The 20610-nt window shown below is 58.1% G+C and carries 14 protein-coding genes and 3 pseudogenes; 11 read left to right on the forward strand and 6 right to left on the reverse strand.

The genetic code is table 11. The annotated features are described in order from the left end of the window. From HL666_RS33150 to HL666_RS33185, 8 genes and pseudogenes are all read left to right on the forward strand, one after another. Positions 1-212 (forward strand): annotated as a pseudogene (locus tag HL666_RS33150) (IS110 family transposase); the annotation flags it as partial. A 580-nt stretch (positions 213-792) separates the two neighbouring features. After that, positions 793-2729 (forward strand): annotated as a pseudogene (locus HL666_RS33155) (relaxase/mobilization nuclease domain-containing protein). A 10-nt stretch (positions 2730-2739) separates the two neighbouring features. Further along, a complete protein-coding gene (locus tag HL666_RS33165) occupies positions 2740-3156 on the forward strand; it encodes a ribbon-helix-helix domain-containing protein (RefSeq protein ID WP_172114976.1) in 417 nt (138 codons plus the stop codon). 136 nt (positions 3157-3292) lie between these two features. Then, positions 3293-3817 (forward strand): hypothetical protein, encoded by a 525-nt coding sequence (locus HL666_RS33170; RefSeq protein WP_246739368.1) that lies wholly within the window; start codon positions 3293-3295, stop codon positions 3815-3817. Positions 3818-4107: 290 nt separating this feature from the next. After that, positions 4108-4191, forward strand: a pseudogene (locus HL666_RS34350) (P-type conjugative transfer protein TrbG); the annotation flags it as partial. After that, a complete protein-coding gene (locus tag HL666_RS33175) occupies positions 4188-5393 on the forward strand; it encodes a TraB/TrbI/VirB10 family type IV secretion system protein (protein WP_376698649.1) in 1206 nt (401 codons plus the stop codon). The pseudogene HL666_RS34350 and the gene HL666_RS33175, both read left to right, overlap by 4 nt. A 12-nt stretch (positions 5394-5405) precedes the next feature. Then, the gene (locus tag HL666_RS33180) at positions 5406-5645 is read left to right on the forward strand and encodes a DUF2274 domain-containing protein (protein WP_172114978.1); all 240 of its coding nucleotides are present in this window, start codon (positions 5406-5408) and stop codon (positions 5643-5645) included. A 350-nt stretch (positions 5646-5995) separates the two neighbouring features. Continuing rightward, the gene (locus HL666_RS33185) at positions 5996-6499 is read left to right on the forward strand and encodes a helix-turn-helix domain-containing protein (RefSeq protein ID WP_172114980.1); all 504 of its coding nucleotides are present in this window, start codon (positions 5996-5998) and stop codon (positions 6497-6499) included. Between the two features lie 265 nt (positions 6500-6764). Here the strand turns inward: HL666_RS33185 and HL666_RS33190 are convergent, their stop codons facing one another. Together HL666_RS33190 and HL666_RS33195 are read right to left on the reverse strand one after the other, a co-directional pair. Continuing rightward, complete coding sequence (locus tag HL666_RS33190; RefSeq protein ID WP_172114982.1) at positions 6765-7247, reverse strand: helix-turn-helix domain-containing protein; 483 nt, start codon at positions 7245-7247, stop codon at positions 6765-6767. A gap of 118 nt (positions 7248-7365) precedes the next feature. Further along, entirely contained in the window at positions 7366-7635 is a 270-nt protein-coding gene (locus HL666_RS33195) for a hypothetical protein (protein WP_172114984.1), read from the reverse strand. Between the two features lie 522 nt (positions 7636-8157). On the opposite strand from HL666_RS33195, the gene HL666_RS33200 reads away from it, so the two are divergent. From HL666_RS33200 to HL666_RS33210, 3 genes are all read left to right on the forward strand, one after another. After that, the gene (locus tag HL666_RS33200; protein ID WP_172114986.1) at positions 8158-8352 is read left to right on the forward strand and encodes a hypothetical protein; all 195 of its coding nucleotides are present in this window, start codon (positions 8158-8160) and stop codon (positions 8350-8352) included. Positions 8353-8854: 502 nt separating this feature from the next. Continuing rightward, a complete protein-coding gene (locus HL666_RS33205) occupies positions 8855-10024 on the forward strand; it encodes an HlyD family secretion protein (RefSeq protein WP_246739369.1) in 1170 nt (389 codons plus the stop codon). A 37-nt stretch (positions 10025-10061) separates the two neighbouring features. Then, positions 10062-12218, forward strand: a complete 2157-nt coding sequence (locus HL666_RS33210; protein ID WP_172114988.1) for a peptidase domain-containing ABC transporter — start codon at positions 10062-10064, stop codon at positions 12216-12218. A 1941-nt stretch (positions 12219-14159) separates the two neighbouring features. Here HL666_RS33210 and HL666_RS33215 read toward each other — a convergent pair. The 4 genes from HL666_RS33215 to HL666_RS33230 all read right to left on the reverse strand — a co-directional run bounded on the left by HL666_RS33215 (position 14160) and on the right by HL666_RS33230 (position 20045). Beyond that, on the reverse strand, positions 14160-15524 hold the full coding sequence (locus HL666_RS33215; RefSeq protein ID WP_311976856.1) for a M16 family metallopeptidase: 1365 nt from the start codon (positions 15522-15524) through the stop codon (positions 14160-14162). After that, on the reverse strand, positions 15521-16936 hold the full coding sequence (locus tag HL666_RS33220) for a M16 family metallopeptidase (RefSeq protein ID WP_172115024.1): 1416 nt from the start codon (positions 16934-16936) through the stop codon (positions 15521-15523). Before HL666_RS33220 ends, HL666_RS33215 begins: the two co-directional genes overlap by 4 nt. 941 nt (positions 16937-17877) lie before the next feature. Then, a complete protein-coding gene (locus tag HL666_RS34670) occupies positions 17878-18273 on the reverse strand; it encodes a DUF4189 domain-containing protein (RefSeq protein WP_376698647.1) in 396 nt (131 codons plus the stop codon). A gap of 1025 nt (positions 18274-19298) precedes the next feature. Next, positions 19299-20045 carry a helix-turn-helix domain-containing protein gene (locus HL666_RS33230; RefSeq protein WP_172114992.1) on the reverse strand — a complete coding sequence of 249 codons (747 nt, stop codon included), beginning with the start codon at positions 20043-20045 and terminating at the stop codon, positions 19299-19301. Positions 20046-20610 lie beyond the last annotated feature (565 nt).

A 20610-nucleotide genomic window follows, 5' to 3' on the forward strand; every position in this document is an offset into this window, starting at 1 on the left:
GTCGCGACAAGGTGAAGACCTGGGGACTGGCGGTTGCCAAGCGGTCTGGACACCGCAAGGCGGTGGTCGCGGTGGCGCGCAAACTGGCGGCGATCATGCACGCGATGTGGTGTGACGGCACGGCGTATTGCGGCGATCAGGCCGTCAGCACCGCCGACGCGGCCGCGCAGGCCAAGCGCAAGGACCGCAGGCTGCTGGGAGCGCTGGCATGAACCATAGCAACAGCCCGGCAGCAACGAACGGGCGTCGCGGTCGACGCGCGAAGTGATGGAGCTCCGCTGTCAGCGGATGAGGACCAGTGCAGATCCAAGACGACGGAACGCACGCTATCTTGCCTGCGAGGCGGTGTCCGAAGGGACGGCGCGATCGCGCGAAATTGTCTGTGACGTGGCTCCGTCAGACCGATGAAAAATTGCGCCGCAACGGCTATGCTGCTGCCATCGTGCAGCCGCGCCACGCCGTCGCTGAGCGCGGAAAGCTGCACGGCGCACTGGGACTCCTCGCTGTCGAAGAGCTGCAGATTAGACCGCGCTGCAGGCGTGTTTTTGACGATGAAGATGGAGAGCACCGATGGCGAAAACGACGAAGACGATCGCGGCTGAGAGGCAGAACACCCGGCCGATTAAAGCGGCAAGATAAAAGAAGCTCGCCGGTTGAACGCCAAGCCATTGACATGGCTCGCGTTCAACCGTGCCGGTCGGTCGGGGGGAGTGCCGCGATCGCGGTTTTTCCTCATGAGTTCAATGATCGCTTCGGCACTGGACCCGTCATTCGGCCCGACAGGCCTACGCCATCAGCACCGGCGAGCGGGAATTTCGGGTTAGGCCCGGGCGCATTCGTCATGGCCGGGGGGCCAAGGCGAACAGCTTCATCAACCGGATGCTTCGTGCCGCGAACGCCGCAGGCTATGTGACTTCGCACTCAGGGCTTAGCGGGCGACATGCCGTGCGCGCTCATTCGCTTTTCGGAAGGGGACGGCTTAGCTTTGCCCGCGAGCGGCTGTTCAGCCCGGCACGGCGGGTCACGGTCAAGGCGCGCATTGTCCGGCACAAGGGGCGGGCGTTCCGCTCGGCGCCGCTCTCCGCTCACCTGGCCTATCTCAAGCTCGACGGCGTCACGCGTGATGGTGAGCCGGCCCGTATGTTCAATGCGCGCGGCGATCAGGCTGGTGAGGCTGCGTTCGAGAAGGAGGGGCGGGGGGACCGGCATCATTTCCGGTTCATCGTCTCGCCGGAGGGTGCGGCCGACATGGTCGATCTCAAGGCGTTCACCCGTGACCTGATGCGGCATATGGAGGCCGATCTCTCGACGCGGCTGGAGTGGATCGCTGTCGATCACTGGAATACGGACAATCCGCACGTTCATGTGCTTGTTCGCGGCGTCGATGACACGGGTGCGGATCTCGTCATCTCTCGTGACTACATCGGCCGCGGCCTGCGCTCTCGCGCCGAGGAGCTGGTTGCGCTGGAGCTCGGGCCAAAGCCTGAGCACGAGATCGGGAGCGCGTTGGGGAAGGAGATCACGGCGGACCGCTGGACGCGGCTGGACCACGAGATCCGGATGGCGGCTGACGAAGTCGGCGCCGTCGATCTTCGTCAGGACGTGCCCGGCCTTCCGGATCGGCAAGCCGTCGGGCTGATGCGCGGGCGTCTGCGATATCTCGAGCGCCTGGGGCTCGCGACTGCGGCCGGGCCGAACGAGTGGATGGTCGACTCGGGGCCGAGCGGAAGCTGCGAGAGCTCGGCGCGCGCGGTGACATCATCCAGACCATGCATCGGGCGTTCTCTGTTCGCGGTGGGGAGCGCGCGATCGCGGATTACGCGATCGATCGCTTCGGTGACTCATCGCCGGTCATCGGCCGCCTCGTTGACCGGGGGCTGCATGATGAGCTGACCGGCGAGGCCTATGCCGTGATCGACGGCATCGACGGGCGGGCGCACCATGTTCGCTTCCGCGGGCTGGAAGCCTTTGCACAAGCGCCGCCGGCCGGCGGCATCGTCGAGGTCAGACGCTTTGGCGCGACCGATAAGGCCCGGCCGACGTTGGTACTGGCGACGAGGTCCGATCTCGGCCTCAACGACCAGGTCACGGCCGAGGGCGCGACCTGGCTCGACCATCGGCTGGTCGAGCGGGAGCCTATGCCGCTGGCTCATCGTGGCTTCGGGGCCAAGACCCGGGACGCGCTTCGGGCCAGGGCCGAGCATCTCGCCGACCAAGGTCTGGCCCGGCGTGACGGTCACCTCATGGTCTCACGCCAGGAAACCCCGCGGCCGCTTCTGACGCCGGGTGAGGTGATGCAGCTGCCGCCTGCGGATGAGATCGTGATGGTCGCAGGCGCGCCGCCGATCCGGGCGAAGAAGGTCCGCTACTTTGAGGACCAGCGATTGGTCTCGCGCATCCTGCCGCCGCCGGAGATCGTCCTATCCGCAACGTTGCGGCGGGGCGACGACTGGTCGGCTCTGGTGCCGATCGCGCCGGCGCTGCCCAAGTCGGATGAGAGATCGTCCGTCGACGAGGACCAGGCCAATGGTGGATTGCGTCGGGAGCCGGAGTTCCCTGAGCACGTTGCGATCGCCAGTGAAGCGGCCAGCGCCGAGCCGGCTGACGAATTCTCTCTGATGCTGGATGACGATGACCAGGCACCCCTTCCGAACGCTGGGCGTGATCCGACGATGGTGGGTGTCGCGCGTCAGGCCGCGCTCGATCCTGGCGACGATCTCGGTCTGTGAGGACGGCTCGATGCGCGATCGCATGAATGTCTACTTTCCGTCTGAGCTTCTGAAGCAGATCACTGAACTCGCCGATCGCAAGAAGCTGTCGCGTTCGGCGATCGTGGAAGCCGCGGTGCTGTCGTTCCTCTCGCCTGACGGAGCTGACCGGCGCGAGGCGGCGTTCACCCGGAGGCTCGACCGCCTGTCGCGGCAGATGCAGCGGCTCGATCGCGATGTCGGCATCCTCGCCGAAACGCTCGCGCTGTTCGTCCGCTTCTGGTTGACCGTGACGCCGCCGCTGCCGAACGCGGCGCAGATCAAGGGACGGGAGCGGTTCGAAGGTTTCGTGGAGGCGCTCGGCCGGCGTCTGCAGAAGGGGCAGAGCTTTTTGCGGGAGATCCCGGAGGATTTCGTGAGGAAGGCACCTGAGGAGCTAGGCAAGTGAGAGACGGCTTCGGCCGCCGTTGGGGCAGGAGTGTTCGCTAGCGCTTCTTTTCCTACGCTTGAGCGCGAATGCTCGATGGCCTCAGATGCCATTCAGCAAAGCCCGGACTATCGACAGACCAAATGGGGTCCGGACGATGAAGAAAAAGATCACTCTGCAGCTCTCCAATGAGACTCTCGACCGCCTGAAGGGCGCCACTGCGGAGCGATGCGTGAACCGCGCGCTTCTTGTTGAGAAGGCGCTGGAGCGTTTCTGCGCGAGCCGATGGATTGGCGGGCACCGCCGCAGGATCGGCTTGCCGGTTTGGAGCAACAGCTCGATAGCATTCAGCGGGGATTTGAGAGCGCTCAATGATACGGTCGCCCTTCATGCCCGCTATCACCTGGCGCTGGCGTCGCTTGCGCGACATGAGGCTGCTCCGCTATCGCAGGATGGTGATGGCCAAGCGGCCTCGGCCGCACGTAGTGAAGACAACCCTCGCGACCATGTAACGATCAGCCAGTCTTCGGACGACGACGGGGAGTTGCCATTCGGAGCTCCGAGGCGGCGTACGCGTCAGGTTCGGACCGCCGCGCCGATCGCCGAAGTGTCCTGGGGCGTGCCCGCCGCCGGGGAGGGCGGCGATGATCCCTTTCGTTTCGCGGAAGGAACGCTGCGCTGAGCAGCCTGATGTCCACACTCCCCGAGATGCTCAGCCTGACTACATGTTCGGCAGGAAGAATGCTGGCGCTAAGGATCACGACCACGGCCTCGCAGGCTGGGCTGTCGCGGCTCTGGTGTTCATGCCATTCGCGGCTGGGTATTTCCTGTCGTACCTCTTCCGGACGATCAATGGCGTTGTGTCCGCACGCCTTGCAACGGAGCTTGAACTGAACGCCGCCGATCTCGGCCTCATCACCGCAGTCTACTTCCTGGTGCTTGCAGCTGCCCAGATCCCAGTCGGCGTAATGCTTGTTCGCCGCCGCCGAGCTGCGTCTCGGCGGCGAGCAGCAACAGAAGGTCAGGATCGTCAGGACCGATGGAGCGCCGTTGTGACCAGTCATGGCGATAAGCCATCTGCGCCCGGCGAGAGTGACGCGAATGCGTTGGCAGGTCAGCGCACGAAGGATCTGCGGCTGAAGGGAGACCTGCCGCCGATCACGCGGTTGTCGCGCAAGGTCCTGGCCGGTGGCAGTGCTCTCGCGCTGCTCGTGATCGGTGGCACCTTCATCTGGGCCCTTCAGGCCAGCAAGCCTCGTAAGGCAGGCTCCGACGAGCTTTACAGCACCGACCATCATGACGTTGCCGATGGCGTTTCTGCGCTGCCGCGCGACTATGCCAGCCTGCCGAAGGATGTCCCGGTTCTTGGTCCGCCGCTGCCGGGCGATCTCGGCCGTCCCATTCTCGCAGCCCAAGGGCAAGCACCCGCATCCCTTCCGGATCAGGACCAGCAACGGCGCGAACAGGAAAGCGAGGCTGCGCGGGTCAGCCGGCTCTTCGCTACGACCAACGCGCGCGAGACGTCGCCCCCTACCGTTGCGGGCCAGGCCGGCGATCGTGGGAGCCTTCCGACGTCAGCCGATGATCCGTTTGCGCAGAATGGCCAGGAGCGAAAGCTGGCCTTCGTGAATGCGCCGGTTGACCGACGAACAACGAGTCCCGACCGGGTCACGCGGCCCGCATCCCCCTATGTGGTTCAGGCGGGGACGGTGATTCCGGGAGCTTTGATCACGGGAATACGTTCCGACCTGCCGGGACAGATCACGGCGCAAGTGACCGCGAATGTCTTCGATACGCCGTCGGGACGATTCCTGCTGGTGCCTCAGGGAGCCCGGCTGATCGGAGTCTACGATAGCCAGGTGACAACAGGGCAGTCCCGCGTGCTCCTGGTCTGGACCCGTCTGATCATGCCGAACGGCCGCTCGATCGTGCTCGAACGGCAGCCGGGTGCGGATGCCGGCGGTTACTCAGGGCTCTCGGACGAGGTCGACAACCATTGGAAGCAGATTGCCGGGGCAGCGCTGCTGTCGACGTTGCTCTCGATCGGCAGCGAAGTGAATGCCGGCGTCAATACGAACACCAACAACGGCACGATCATCCAGGCGCTACGCCAGGGGTTCGGCAGCGCCGCGAGCCAAGCCGGACAGCAAATTGTGCGCCAGCAGCTGAATGTCCAGCCTACCTTGACGATCAGGCCGGGGTTTCCGGTGCGTGTGATCGTCAACCGCGATCTCGTGATCGGACCGTATCGAGGATAGGGGAGGCTCTAGATGAAGCTCAAGATCGCAGCCTTGCCTGACGACAAGCCAGTCAAGCTCACGCTCGAACTGCCAGCCGCGATTCACCGGGATCTGCGGACCTACGCTGAGCTGATTGAACCTGACGCGGGACAACACGCCGAGAGCCAGGCTCGATTGATCATCGTCATGGTGAAACGCTTCATGGAGTCTGATCGAGTCTTCGCGAAAGCAAAGAAGGGACGCGCACAGGATCGTCCGCCAAAGCGCTGATCGACACCCATTGATGGAGATCAGCGAAGCGCGACAAGGAGGGGCGTCATTTGTCTTGAGGGTTTCGAGATGCGGCTCGTCAACCCGTCCCGAGGCGATGGTCAATTCCGCAGGCCTCGCACGGGCTGACGGCGCTTCGCGTCGCGGGCGCCTGGGCACTCATTGGCCGCGGCGGGAAGGGGCGCGAAGCCTTCGATTTTGGCATGCGCCGGCGCGCAATCATGAAATCTCTTTTCATTTTCGGCCAATTACACTGGGCAATCGAAATGCTCGTCAAGATCGGCTCCGGAGTGTCAGGCCTACCGGCTGTTCAGCATCACTAGATCTCGATCAAATCTCTTCGATGGGGCATGATGGAGGCTCCGTCACTGTCCGTCGAACAGGTCAACGAGGTCATCATGGTGGATGTCTGCTTAGAAAATCGGAAATCCCGCGCGCAAGATGAGCAGCGCGTGAGCCGTGCATTTCGCAAACAATACCACGCTTTTCAGTACGTGTTCGTCGATGCACCCACTGACCATCTCGCCGATCTGTCGCGGTTCTTCAAAGGCGACCTTTCGGAGATGCTGGTTTTCGCGGTGATCGGCCAGACCTATCTGCATGCCATGATCGAGCAGGCCAAGCTGCCGGACAAGCGGCGGGGCGAGCTCGTAGCACTGGGGATCAGCGCCTCGCGGCTGTCGGACATCACCTGTATCCCGCGCCAGACTGTGCGCCGCAAGCTCGTCGCCCTGCAACGGCGCGGTTGGATCGAGCAGGCGGCTGACGCGTCATGGCAGCTGGTGATCGTCGACGGCAAGAGCGCCGCGCGGCGCGACGTTCAGGAGCTCGACATCGCGCGATCGACCGGGTAGCCGGATTGTCTTGCGGTCTCAGCATCTGATTTCGGCGGACAGGAAGGCTGTTCATGACGTTCGGCGGTTGTGGCCGCGACGGCGGAGGCATTCGGCGCGATCAGTGTGTCAGCCTTGAAATTAATGTATTGTCCTTAGGCGAGCCGTCTGTCCGACGCTGGCGAGTTCGAGATGAGCCGAGTGCCGCCATCTCTGTTGGTACTCAAGGATTGTTGGGATCCGTCTTTGAGCGGAACCGACACACGGCGCCGAATGAGCGCGGGTATCACTGGCATTCATCGTCTTTTTGTCGGCCAGAAGATTTCTCGGCTATTACCTCCGCAAATGAAACAATCTGCTGCCGCAGGGGAGCGCTCTTGATGTTGATCAGTGCTTCCAGCATGCGATTGCACTCGCTCGTTGCAAGATAGAGATCGGATGCGGCCGGCGTCGACGCAGCTCTCTGATCGACGGCCTCGCCGTAGAACTCGAGAATGTCCGCTTCCAAGGTTCTTGCAATCTGCACCAAGCGAGCGGCATCGACACGGTTGGTACCCTTCTCGTATTTTTGTATCTGTTGGAATGATAACCCGAGCCGACGGGCGAGCTCCTCCTGTGACAAGCCCTTGGCAATCCGAAATCGGCGAATCCGATTCCCAATGATCTCGTGCACAGGTGTAGGCTGACGAGCGCGTTGGAAATCTTTGCGTGTCTGAGGCTTCTTCGCTGAAGACTCGTTACGGTCCGTCCGGCGGCTAGACTTTTTCATCGGGCTCCCACATGGCATTTGTCGGTTGTTCATGGCGGTCCGGGGGCGCTCGACGTCGATCGGACGCTCGGTTCCATTGCCTGCTATTCTCGCGCATTGGGCTGGACCCATGCTGCCTTCAGCTCCTTTCTTTTGGCGAGCTTTTGTTGCTTCCGGCGACTGCGCTTGTAACCAAGCGGCCGTCATGGGTATCACAGCTCAATCCTGCGCGGCGCCTCTGCCCGATTAATAACGCGTGCGTCTCCAGCATCTCCGCAGCTGCTTGCCGCTTTCGTTCGAGAACACCAGGGGTAAAGGCCAACTCGGCAGCGCCTTTCAAAATGAGGATATGCAGCTCGCAGCCAAGAGCCGAAGCTTCAACTTTCTCAAAGAACAGCAAGAGAGGCATGGGCCGATTCTCCGGCAGAAGTTGGTGCAAAGACTCTTGCAAGATTCGATCCGAGAAGCAGATTACGTTCACGCTACTGAGTCGTGCCTTTGCTCACCAACTGCCATATTTATCCGGACCCCGATTTCGGGTGAAGTGCCTAACGCCTAATCGCACGAGATGGGAACCCCCGTAGACAAAGTCTCAACTATTTATCCCCGCTCTTAAAGATGGCTTCTCGGTCGACAATGCGCTCAGCGGTCACATTTGGATCTAGCGCTGTCCGGCTTGCGCCTCCTCAAACGTCGATAGGTGAGATCGCCATTTGAGTATTTGTCTATTGGCTACATTTGTCGCCTTTGGAGAAGTCAAGACAAGCGTGTTCAACCCAGGCTTTTTCTCTATCATCAAACTGGCGAGCCCGATCGGAGGCTCCGATGTCAGAAAAGCGCGCATTGATTGGCGGGGCTTGGTTGGCACAGCTTTTGATACGACTGAACCGTCGGCGGAATTGGGCCGCTGGCGAACTGAAGGAGATTAGAAATGAAGACCGATGTGTCCGCCTATGACGTTACCGAGCTGAGCTTCGAGGAGGCCTCTGCGCTGGCAGGTGGAGGCGCTACCGCGGGTCTGGGTGGCGGGATTATCAGCGCATTCCCGCCGCCGGGTGGCCAAGACAAAGACCATCCAGGCAATGGACACTGTGGACACGATGGCCAGCCCGGCCAGCATCCGTAGCTCGTTCTAAGCTGAGAGTCGGCTTGCCAGTGGGCGAACATCACAGTGGTCGTCCACTGGCGGTTCGATATCCAGAAGGGTGTTCAACTGAGCCAACCGGCGATAAAATAGACGATAGGTAGCAGTGGCAAGAGGCGGCTGTGAAAAATGAGGCATTGCCAGATCCGACGTTCGCGGAACTGCGACATTGCCGACGTGATCAAGAAGATGCCGCCGTTGTCGATGGCGACGTCAGAACGCCATGCCGTTTCTGTGCCCGATTCGAAAAGCTAGGTAGGTCAGTAGACTGTCCTCCAAGCCATCGAGCAATGCTTGGATCAGAATTGATAGCCCATGGACGGAATCTTGACCGAGCGGCAACGGTTGTGCCGAAAACGATGAGTGGTTCTGAAGGCTCCAAGCGTGCGCTCATCTATGAGAACGAGTAGGCGACAATGGGTACCTAGCGTGTCCGTTATGTGGGCCGAGACAAGCGGAACGGCTTAGCTGAGAACAGCGGCGTATGATGTTTAACATCGTCTCTCAAGATCAATTGGCGCAGTGTACTGCTGAAAGCATCCTCGCTCGAGGAGGCGGAGGGTCCTACGCAGTATACAACGCATTGTTAATCTTGGTGGCGGTCTCAATCGCAGCGCTGCCGCTGACGACCGTCACTGTCTCAATTCAAAGCAACGGGTTCGTACGGCCAGCTAAAGAAAAAGCGGCTCTCATTGCGCCGGTCGCCGGACGGATCTCGCGTATATTCGTGGCCGAAAACCAGATCGTTAGAAAAGACCAAGAGATAATCTCAATCGAAGATCAAATATTGCGAGCGAAAATCGAAGCAGTTGAGGAGGAGCTGAGAGAAAAGCGCGATCTTGTACATGATCTGGAGTCGCTTATCGGCTCAATCGAGATGACGCCACGAGGAGAGGTTCAGACGGTAACGTCAGCCGCAGGTGCCTCTCAATTGAAGTTCCAAGAAGGGCTGCGAGAGATTGAATATGCTCAAGATGTCGCTGCAAAAGAGCTTGATCGTGCGCGCAAGCTCTTATCGACATCGGCGGTAGCCGCCAAGGTTGTGGAAGAAAGAGAGGCCGCCTTCCGGAGTGTCGAAGTTAAGGGCGGGATTTTGCTGCGTAGTCAGTCGGCCGAATGGAATCAGCAGCTCCTCGAGACGAAGCTCCGCGTGAAGGAGCTTGAAGTGAACAGGCAGCAGCTCGCGCTCGATCAGGAGCTAACGAAAATCAGGGCGCCAGAAGGCGGAGCAATAGAGGGGCTATTGAGTTGGGCAACGGGTGGGTATGTTCAAAGCGGCCAAACTATTGCTCAAGTATCGCCGGATGGCGACTTGGTCGCTGAGATTTACGTCTCGCCGCGAGACATCGGGTTCGTCTACCCAGGGCAGTTGGTGCGCCTCCAGATCGATGCGTTTAACTATAATCAATGGGGAAGCATTTCGGCGACAGTGATTGACGTCGCGCAAGACTTTACGGTTCACGATCAGCGCGAGGTGTTTAAAGTGCGTTGCGCCCCATCTGTCGATCACCTGCAATTGAAAAATGGCCTTATCGGACGGCTAAGGAAGGGCATGTCGGTTCGGGCCAGCTTTCTGGTCTCGGACTGCACGCTGCTCGATCTCTTAATCGGAGAGATCGACAATTGGCTCAATCCGGTTCGCTCAACCCGATGAACTAGACGCCTTTTTCCCCTGCTTCGGCATGCGCCCTATGTACAAAAAAATTCCGAGAGTTAAGCAGCATGATGCCACGGATTGCGGAGCTGCAAGCCTCGCCTGCATCGCGGAGTTCTATGGTCGTAGGATTCCGATCGCAAGACTACGTCAATACGCGTCTACCGGACCGTCTGGTGCGAGCATAGCAGGTCTCACGCAGGCGGCTCATAAAATTGGGTTTACGGCGAAAGGCGTAAAGGGCCAGTTCGAAAGCCTTTACAAAATACCTAAACCCGCGATTGCTCTTGTGAAAATGAATAGCGCCTTGAATCATTATGTCGTGGTGCGCGCGATCGACGCACGGCGGGTCACAATCATGGATCCTGCGCATGGCGAGATCCGTAGGCTGTCCCATGAGCAGTTCAGGGTTCTGTGGACTGGCGTGTTGCTAATACTGGCCCCAGCAGAAAGGTTCGTGAAAGGTGATGAGTCGTCCTCCTCGCTCTTGCGATTGCTATCGCTCTTAGCGCCACATCGATGGGTCGCAGTCCAGGCGCTGTTCGGTGCCATTGTGACTACGGTGCTTGGTCTCTCGTCCGCGATTTACGTCCAAAAGATCGTCGACCACGTCATTGTTGCAGGAAATCGAAATCTTCTAAACCTTCTTAGTCTAATCATGCTCGCTTTGATTGTTCCGCAGGTGGTGATCGGTCTTATAAAAGGGCAGCTTATTCTGCAAACTGGACAGAAGATTGATGTCGGGCTAGTCCTTGGATACTACAATCATGTTATTCGACTTCCGCGAAGATTCTTTGACGACATGCGGACTGGTGAAATTCTCTCTCGCATAAACGACGCGTTCAAGATTCGGTTGTTCTTGAACGAACTGGCAGTCTCGCTCTTGGTAAACCTGCTGATTATCGTTCTATCAGTGGGAATGATGGTTGCGTTTTCGTGGCGATTAGCAGTGTTCGTGGTGGCGGCGGCTCCCCTGTACGCCCTGGTGTTTTGGGCGATCAATAAGCTCAATGCCAAAAATCAACGTGATGTCATGGAAGGCGTCGCCGAGTTGGACTCGCAACTCGTGGAGTCGCTTGGATCGATCGGCACGATCCAGGCATTTGGCATGGAGGAGGTCGCGAACTTCAAAGTGGAAACGCGGTTCGTCAAGGTACTGCATTCTGTCTACAGCTCTGGGCTAATTGGTGTGGCAGGAGACAACGCTGTCGCTTGCATCTCGATGGTGCTCACAGTGATAATAATGTGGTGTGGCGCAGCGCTCGTTCTGGAGCAGATATTGACGCCGGGCGAGCTGATGTCCTGCTATACATTGTTTGGGCATGTCGTTCGGCCGGTTACAGCAGTGGTGCAGAGCAACCGGTCCGTGCAGGACGCGTTCATCGCAGCCGATCGTCTGTTCGAGATTTTTGATCTCGAGTTGTCCTGCCGTGGCGGTATTGAAATCGACGAGCTACAGTACGGTGATATTCGCCTAGAAAGCGTTACATTTCGCCATAGCATTGGGCAGCCTCTTTTTCAGGATCTAAGTCTGACCGTACGCCGGGGAGAGCTAACAGCTCTGGTCGGCGAAAGCGGATCTGGTAAAAGCTCGCTCGCCTCGTTGCTACAGAACGTCTATCCGGTTGAAAAAGGATGCATCAAAATCGGTGCCTACGATCTGAGAGAGATTGCGTCAGCGTCTCTGCGACGACTTCTGGCGATCGTTCCGCAGTCAGTTGACGTGTTTTCCGGATCGGTCGTCGAGAACATTGCCCTGGGTTGCAGTGACCCGGACGTCGGGAAGATCGTGTCCATTTGTGATCGGGTGGGATTGCGTGAAACGATCGATCAGTGGCCCTCTGGCTTATGGACGCATCTTGGAGAGCGCGGTATGCGCCTTTCGGGTGGTGAGAGGCAGAGGTTAGCGCTAGCTAGAGCTCTCTACAGGGATGCTGAAGTGCTAATCTTGGACGAGCCGACAGCTTCGCTTGATGCGCTCGCGGAAGATGTTGTGACCGCGTTGATTGAGGAATTGAGGCATAGAGGAAAGACGATCGTGGTAATATCGCATCGGCTTAGGACCATCTGTTGCGCAGACAAGATCGCAGTGTTGGATGGAGGAAAGATCGTTGCGGAAGGGCGACATTCGGATCTGCTAGAGAATTGCGAGATATATGCCCGACTGTGGCAGAGACAGGCGGCGCTCAACTGACAGAAACGACTGGTCCAAGCGTGTCGACCGAGGCGAGGAGAGTGTCCACGAGCTCGACGAACGAGTGCGCGTGTCGTGATTCACGATTCGACGGAGCCTGCGCCAAGCCATTCCGCGTGCTGTAGCGTGCGAGTGGGCTGACACCGCGTAGGTGGCCATGGAGCATGAGGCGAGTGCCTTCGAGCGCGAGCATGGATTGGAATGGAGGCGACCGCGTCTTCCTTCCCAATCAAGCTGCGGAGGATGCAATGTGCGACTAGTTGTGCCCGTAAAGATCTCACACGCATTTTAGCAGCAATCTTGCCTACGATGACCATCCCCACTCGACACATATGGGCTGCGGGATCCGGTAAGCAGATCCCGCCGCTGTGCAGATTAGTGAGTAGCGACTGAGCGTGCCGCTAACGCTCTGGGTAGCAACATTAATGTCGAGTCCTAGCTCCATTCCACCAGCTTGTCCACGGTGACGAGATTATTGGCTAGGACAGACAAGAGCCGACTATGAGGGTTCGCGGAGATTGCTCATTTTGCACTATGTAACGGAGGATCCTATGAGCAATCCGAGGCGCGGGGCGCCGCAATTCGACGTGCCGTTCAGGGCGCGCTTGGCCGAGCTGGTGCGCTGGCCGGAACGTTTGTGGATTCCGGACGAATCCGGGTGACCCGGAACCTGTCTCGTATCTTCTTGCGGCCCCCACATGCTCCGACTGTCGGCTTAACTCGGCTCTGGCGCTTTGCGCCGGTTGAAAGTGGCGTCCGGCTGGCGGCCGTTCTCGCGAACCTCAGGCGAAGCAACGAGGCTGCGCTGGCTGCCGACGTCGGTGAAAGGCGTGCGCTCCGCCCAGGCGCCGGTGCAGCTCGCGGTCTGTGCCGACGAGCGCTACGTCGGCCATCGGCTCGGGCGTGTCACGATGCCGGAACCCTTGCGCTACTCGGGAGGGGAACGGCGATATAAGCGTTGTCGCTCGCTGCGCGCGGCGAGGATTGGGAGTTGGTTGGGTGCCGATTGCCGAATCTTTCGGCGCTGTGCCGGGACCTGGCGCCGCCGACGCAGGGCGCTTGAGCGCCCATCTCTGCAATAGCCGAGCGCAGAAGGAAAACGAGGATCCCGAACTGGAGTGTCATGGGTGGGAAGCTCGGCTCCCCCTCTGAGGCGATCACGCCTCTGAGACGGTAGCTGTACCAAATCCAGCAGTACCAATCTATCTTGGAGTCGATATCTCGAGAAAGCCGATACCTAATGAATAGACGCCATCAAGGGTGTTCAGCGCGAGGCGTTGGGCAATCGGAGACGGAGGAAAGAAGGACAGACGCTCAAGCACCAAGAGTATGCGGGATGGGCAGAGCCGAGACGACGATAGAGGGGCTGGTAAGTCACTAGAACGAGATCGCCCTTAGTCGCGTCACGGCTGTCAATCACACCGAGGTATAAGCCGACTGAGCTGAGCCACCGAGCCAGACCGCCGTTCGAGAATGGGTCATATCGCGTCGCAATGTTGTGTCACTATGCCGAGGTGTTGGAGGGATTAAAGGTCTCGTGTAACGTACGATCTGCAAAAGAGATTATGAAGACGGTCAATCCAATGGCGTCAGCTTCTGCTTGGGCAAGTGTTCGTAGAGTTTCGAGGTCTTTATCGCAAAGCGCCACTATCGGGAGACGCGTAGAGCAAGGGCCGGCGATCGTCCAAACCCTCTCGCCGGGTTCGTCGGTCGCAAGTACCAACATGAACACCTTCTCAATGCGGGACAAGCGCTGGGTGCTATCGTTCGTCGGTGCATAAAACCCGTGGTTAGCCATAGGACTCGTCTCTATCGGTGGGGCATCATCGCTTTTGGCGGCGGGGGAGCAAAGTCCCCCGTCCGCCATCTCTGTTGTTTCAGTACACTCGGCAGTTCTTTTGAGGGATCGCTTTTTGATGAGTGCTCATCCAGCAGCTTCGATCAAGGTTGCTGCTGCTGAGTGTGATCCGAATCAATGGACTCGTTCGCTGCAGATCCCACGAGAATCATGGAAACGCCATTGCCCCAGAGCCGTTTGGCCACCCGCTTGGCATCAGGAAGTGTGACTGCGTCGATGAGTGCCTTCCGTGCTCCAAAGCCGATTGGTTGCCGGTGAATCTCGGACCATAGTATCGAGCCAACCAGAGTTCCTGGTTCGCTCATTTTCAATAGTTCGCTACCAGCAAGGTGAGATTTTGCGATCGCGAGTTCTTGTTCAGTCGGGCCCGTCTCGGCCATTCGACGGACGTCCTCCTCGATAGCCGCGGTGGTCTCGCCGACGCGGTCGGAGCGCGACGCGGCGTGACCTACGAAAAGTGCGGAGTGAGTCAGCGTCCTAAGCCCACCACTGATCGAGTAAGTCAACCCGCGCGTCTCGCGTATACTCTGAAATAGTCTGGACGAAAGTCCACTGCCACTCAGAATGTCGCAGACCAAAGTGGCAGCGGTGTAATCTTGATCTCCCAGAGGAATGCCAGGCGCAATGAATAGAATCTCAGTCTGAGGATTCTTAAGGGTTACAAGAACTCTCCGCAGCGGTAGTGTCGCAATGACGTCTGGTACCGGGCGCAAAGTGGCCTTTGAAGGAAGAGAGCCGAATGCCTTGTCGAGAAGTATGCCGAGCGTCTGAGGATCGATATCTCCGATCACGGCGATCTTTAGCGTGTCCTTGGCAAATACATGGCTAGTGTAATCCCTAAGATCATCGATGGTAATCGCCTTGATGCTCTCCACTGAGCCGCCGTCCGGACGGCCATAAGGATGGTTTGGAAAGGCCATCTCGACAGCCTTTCGCGAGCCAACGAGCGGAGGGATCGTGCTTTTTCGATCGAGCCACGACAGCTCTCTGGCACGAATGCGATCGACGTCGGCCCGATCAAAACGTGCTGACGAAAGCGCCAAGCCCAACATATTAAACGCCTCCTCCTTGTTGCTGCCAAGAGTGTGCAAGTACCCGTAGAAATTATCTGGACCTGCGTAGAACTGAAGTCCGATGGCGAGGCGATCGAGCTGGTCACGGAATGATCGCGAATCAAGGTGTCCTGCGCCCTGATCCAGCAGGTACGCGACGAGTCTAGCGACGCCCGGTCGGTCTGCCGGATCCTGTGCGGCCCCGCCGTCGAACGCAAAGCTAAGTCGGATAGTTGGCACGGCGGCATCTTGTACAAGAACGGCGTGAATACCTCCGGGTGAGACAACATCCTGCATAGCCGGCGCGGCGTGCGAGTCAGCTACGAACAAGGCAGGTCCGGTCAGAAGCCCGAGTACTGCAATCATGCGAAATGCAAGCGTCTTTGTAGTTTTCACGAGCGCTTCTCCTCAGTCTTTGTGGAAGTGCTCTTGACGAGATATCCCGTCACTGACGGCGTGTGGTTGAGCCACTTTTGCGCAGCTGCACGAACCTGCTCGGAGCTGACGGCGCCAATCTGGGATGGGAAACGAGCGATATTCTCAACGGTCAGGCCGCTGGCGAGGCCGGAGCCAAAGTGCAGTGCCATGCCCAGCTGTTCCTCTTGAACATAGATCGCGCTCGCGACCAAGTTCATCTTTGCGCGGTCCAGATCGTCAGAAGTCACGGCGGTACGCGCCATGTCAGCGATTACGCGGTCGATCTCCGCCTCGACTTGAGCAAAGGTGACTCCCGGTCGCGGCTCTGCCATGATCGAAAAGGTACCCTGATCGAACGAGTCCCCATTGTAGGAAGCCATGGCCATGGTTGCCAGTGGGTTGTCGACAACGAGTGCGCGGTATAGCCGAGAGTTCGAGCCGCGTCCCAGAAGCTTGGCCAATACTTCGAGCGCCGCGGCGTCGCTAGGAACTGAGCTTGCGGCCGAGGGAACGAGAAAGCTGCGGCGAAGTTGCGGCTGCCGGACGTTCGGGTCCGAGACCGTGATCGTGCGCAATGCGGATGAAGCGGGAACTTGTGGCCATTTCTGACGGGATGGGCAGGGGTAAGGGCTGCCTGGGATCTTGCCAAAAGTGGCATTAGATAGCGCTACGATGTCCTGCAGCTCCATATCGCCGGCGATAACTGCTATTGCGTTCGAGGGAGAATAGTAGCGGCGATGGTAGGCCTCTGCGTCGCGGCGAGTCATCGCTTCTATCTCTGCTCTCCAGCCAATCACGGGATGTCCGTAAGGATGATTGACGTAAAGAGCTGCCGTCATTTCGTCTCGTAGGCGGCTCTCCGGCCGATTGCCCACCCGCATGTTGTATTCCTCCAGGACAACACTCCGCTCCGAGTCTACGGCGGCGTCCGTCAGGTTCAGGTTACGCATTCGATCAGCTTCTAATCGCATGACCTCAGGCAACGTCTCGCTAGGAATATGCTCGAAGTACATCGTGTAATCGCGGGAGGTCGATGCATTGATCGCTCCACCAGCAGCGTGAACAATGTTCGGAAGGGTGTTCGCCGCTTGCTTCGGACTTGACTTAAACATTAAGTGCTCGACGAAATGAGATATGCCAGATTTGCCGACGGTTTCATCAGCGGAGCCGGCCTTGTACCAAAGTGTCAGCGTTGAGACCGGTGCGCGCGTATCTCGCAAGAAGACGATCTGCATTCCGTTTGACAATGTAAATGTTGCGGGGGTTGGCATTGAAATAGCTGTAGATGTCACGACGTCACCGTAAGCAGGGACATTGATCAGTAGGGCAGCGAGCGCTGCACGCGCAGATCGGAGTGGAGGCGATGAAGTAGCCAACCACTTGATGCGCATGAAGCGCAGAAAGGAACCGAAAGTGTGGAAGTGGAGTGCGTTACGCGTGGTGGCGCGATAAATTGTAAACGGAGCAGGCGAGTGCATCTGTGTCGATCTCCATTCATCCCGATATGGCAGCGTACTTGTCCATGGAAAGTCAGTTTTGATGTTCTGACTGTTTGCCACGAGCATGATACGTGCCAGATCGTGAAATGAATAGTCACCGACGATCAGCGAAAATTAGATGGATCGAGGTGCCTAAATAGCGCGGCATAGAAGTAGAAATGGAGGTCACGCGGTTCATTATGAAGCCGTGCGGCTGTGAGTAGTTTGATGAGGACAGGCTTAAATAGACGAAACCGTCGTAGACGGTATGCGACAGCAGCTGGAGTGGGCGTCGCCTTTGTCAGGGTTGTCCGTTACGAGAATGGCGATCGCAGCCTTCTCGCTAAGCTAACGCGGCCGTTAGCACCAAGAGCCATTGTAGGTGACGGGAGCATCAGAAGTGGAAGCGCCAATTGATGGGCTCAAAGGTATTAGCGACGATCCGCGTAAATGCATGTCGGAGAATAGAGGCCGGGCTGTCTCGGAGAGTGGGGGGCGATGATTACGGGTAATGCCAGGTACAAATATGAGTAGGTGCGAACAAATGTATGATTGCGTCGCAAGCGAGAAAGCCAGTAGGTTGTGGCCGGGTGAGTAGTCTAGGAGCGCTGTGATCGTCGGATGTCAGTAGAGAGAGCCGCTGAACGTAGGCGGAACGAATCGGGCCGGCGGAACCAAGCGCGCCCTCATCGGAAACATAGTGATGTTGTCTAACAGTTGAATAGAAGTAGAGCAATTCGTCTGTCGACCACGATCGAAGAGGTGCTGCGCGATGAACGAGTGTGGTTAGTGGTGCTCAGGCGGATGGAAGGGGCCTCCAGGACAGATTAGCTGGAGGCGCCGCCGTCATGCGTCTAGTCGCACGCATATGCAATGATCGTGCATTGCGAGTCGAATCTGTAACAGCGTTCGATTCCCTCGCCTAACGCGGCGTACCAATCATTGTCGGTGGACCACGCCACGCCGCCGTGACGTCCCCGCGCAAGAATAGCACATTGATTTCGTTCCCAGGTCTTGACGTGGCAGCGGGTGCCACCATTCATGTAGCACTTTAGGAGGGCGTGAAGTTGAGCTGCGGCCAGCGAAGGAAGGCCAGAAGATGTGCCGCCGACGCCTTCTGGAAAAGAGTAGGCGATTGCCCCCCAGCCGGCGTAAGCCGACAGAGTCACCAAGGACAATAGAAGCGCTAGTGATGGCGCTAGACAAACAACGCGTATCGCGGTGCCCGAGGAGGAGTGTGCACGTCTCATTGCATCTCTCGATCAGTTAAACTGTGTCGGTAAATTGGTACGAAGCAGTGTGAGAGTGACCAGAGAGTGGAAGTTGGCGAATCAAAGACCGTAAGCCGATCGCGCCTCGTGGCCGTTGAGTTGAAAGGAAGGGGTCGAACATATTGTACTCCAAGAGCTGTGTTGGATTTGTGAGGTGGGTCCGAGAATCGGATGACGGTCGACGCAGGGACGTGACGGCAGGGGCACTATTCGTGCCAAGTGATCAGCGTCTGCGAAAGCTGCCGCCGGGCTGAGAGGAATGCTACGGTCGATTTGCGATGAATCGCGCCGAATCGTGAATGGTTCTAGGCAGAGTGAATGGCGGTGCTCGGAGATGTTCCGATAGAGCACAGCGTGCAAGGCCGTGAAGCAATCGGCCTTGGTCCAACAGAAACCTGTACGAGGTCTGGTTTGTCTGAATTGTCGGTGTTTTAACGTAAGCGTTGCGGAGGTGAAGACCTCTCACGTCCGGCCGGTTGTACAAAGACGTTCATGAGGTCCGAGGGAGATCGGCCGGTAGGATATGCCTATAGGGCGGGCGGAAGAGGTCGACGTTCCAATAGCGATGTGTTAGATCGAGCGCGGTCGAAGATGGCGTCAACCATCGCGAATGCGATGGGGGCCAACCGTAATTATGGTGTGCTCGCGACCGGCGGTGCTTGACGCGGGTCTTGTCCCGGGTAGACAGCGTCGCATTCATCAATGCATCCCTTGGGTTGCACAGCGTACGAGGCGTAGTCGCTTAAAGAATAGTTCACCGAGCAATCGGGGAAGCCGACGTGATAGCGATCCGATCACCCCACCGGTGTCGGCAAGCCTAGGGTTGCCGGCGAGGAGGTAGCGATGGGTGGATGCCGTCTAATAGAAATCCGCGCAGCATGACCGTTCGGGTCAAAATGTGCTGTCAGTCACTCCCGCTTCGAACAAATCCTTCCAAAAAGGATTTTGAGGGACGTATTCCGGCCGGTCCCAGCGCCGCTGAATATTGTTAGCGAGAACAAAACCTAAATCTGTCTGAAGACGCCCATTATGCGACCAAGCACTGAGCTGCTCTCGGACGGAGCGTCGTCGTTTCCTAGCATACCGTCGAGGGTAACCTCGAGCAGACCATTAGAAAACTCTGCTCTAGCGCAGCGAGCACGAGATCCAGTAGGGTCGGAAAGTATGTAGAGGCCGGGTTCGTCGATTGCTGAACGGCTTGTGTCTATCAAAACATAGTTGCCGCGCTCCAGATCAGTAGCCGAGCTGTCGCGCGAGAGACGCTTGATCAGCGCGTGTTGGCCCTCGACATTGAATCCGAGCTCTAGCACATCGTTAGGGATGGTCCAGGTTGCTCTGGGGGTCAAGTCGAAGCCTCTCGCATGCGTGACCATTGATGCGGCAATTTCAGTTATCTTCGAAACGTCGTCGCCGGCGGGCGAGGTTGAATCGGCGTTCTCAGTGGCCGGTGCTATCGATTGTTGCTTGGGCAGTGCCTCTGAAAGGAGGAAAGCAGGAGGAGGTCCTCGTCCTTGCAACAGCCAATCGAGGCTGATATCGGCTAGTTCTGTGAAAGCGGCTAGTTTTCTGAGATCTGGATTTTTGACAGCGTCCGACTCCCATTGATGCAGCGATGTCCTGGAAACTCCGATTCTATTTGCGGTATCTCCGAGTGGCAGCCTCTTTGCGGTACGGACAGCCCTGATGCGACTCCCCAACGTCCCCTCCGAAATAGGAGGGGAGTTTACTTCGGGTTGGAGCTTATCCGTCATGAGAGCGTGCGCTTTTCGGTAGTCCGACGAACCTCAATTCAGACATATTAAGAAACGTTGGCAGTGTTTCCGACCAGGCTGCGCGACATGCGGAAAGTTTTAACATAATTGATGAGGCTCGACATGGGGGTAAATCCTCGCTGGTCCTTGTCCTTGCTCTTCTGCTCTTGCTTGGAAGACCGCTTAGGATCTTAGCACCTAAATGCTTATCGAGCACTCAATACAAGTATAGTGGGGCACCCGCCCCCGGTATCTGGTATTTGGCTCCTTTCTTGACATGCTCCTCAGCGGGCTTCGTCGCTCAGAAAGAGTGGGGGCCGTTACGTTGGCCTTGCCTTGAGCTCTGCAAAGACACAGAACGCATTTTATGCTCAATAATCCTATTGAAAAACTGACTTAAATCCATTGGCTGTTAAAAATCAAGTTTGGGTTATTGCATTTGGGGGGGCGCAGACCGGAGATCCGCAGTTCGGAAGCTATCAGTCCTATTGCTGGCGACGATTGAGCTCGCGCTCGTGCGTTTTGAACGAGCGTCGCATATATTCCCGGTCAGGCTCGCCGCATG

This window comes from Bradyrhizobium aeschynomenes, from assembly GCF_013178945.1.
In the GTDB taxonomy this organism is placed as follows: Bacteria; Pseudomonadota; Alphaproteobacteria; order Rhizobiales; family Xanthobacteraceae; genus Bradyrhizobium; species Bradyrhizobium aeschynomenes.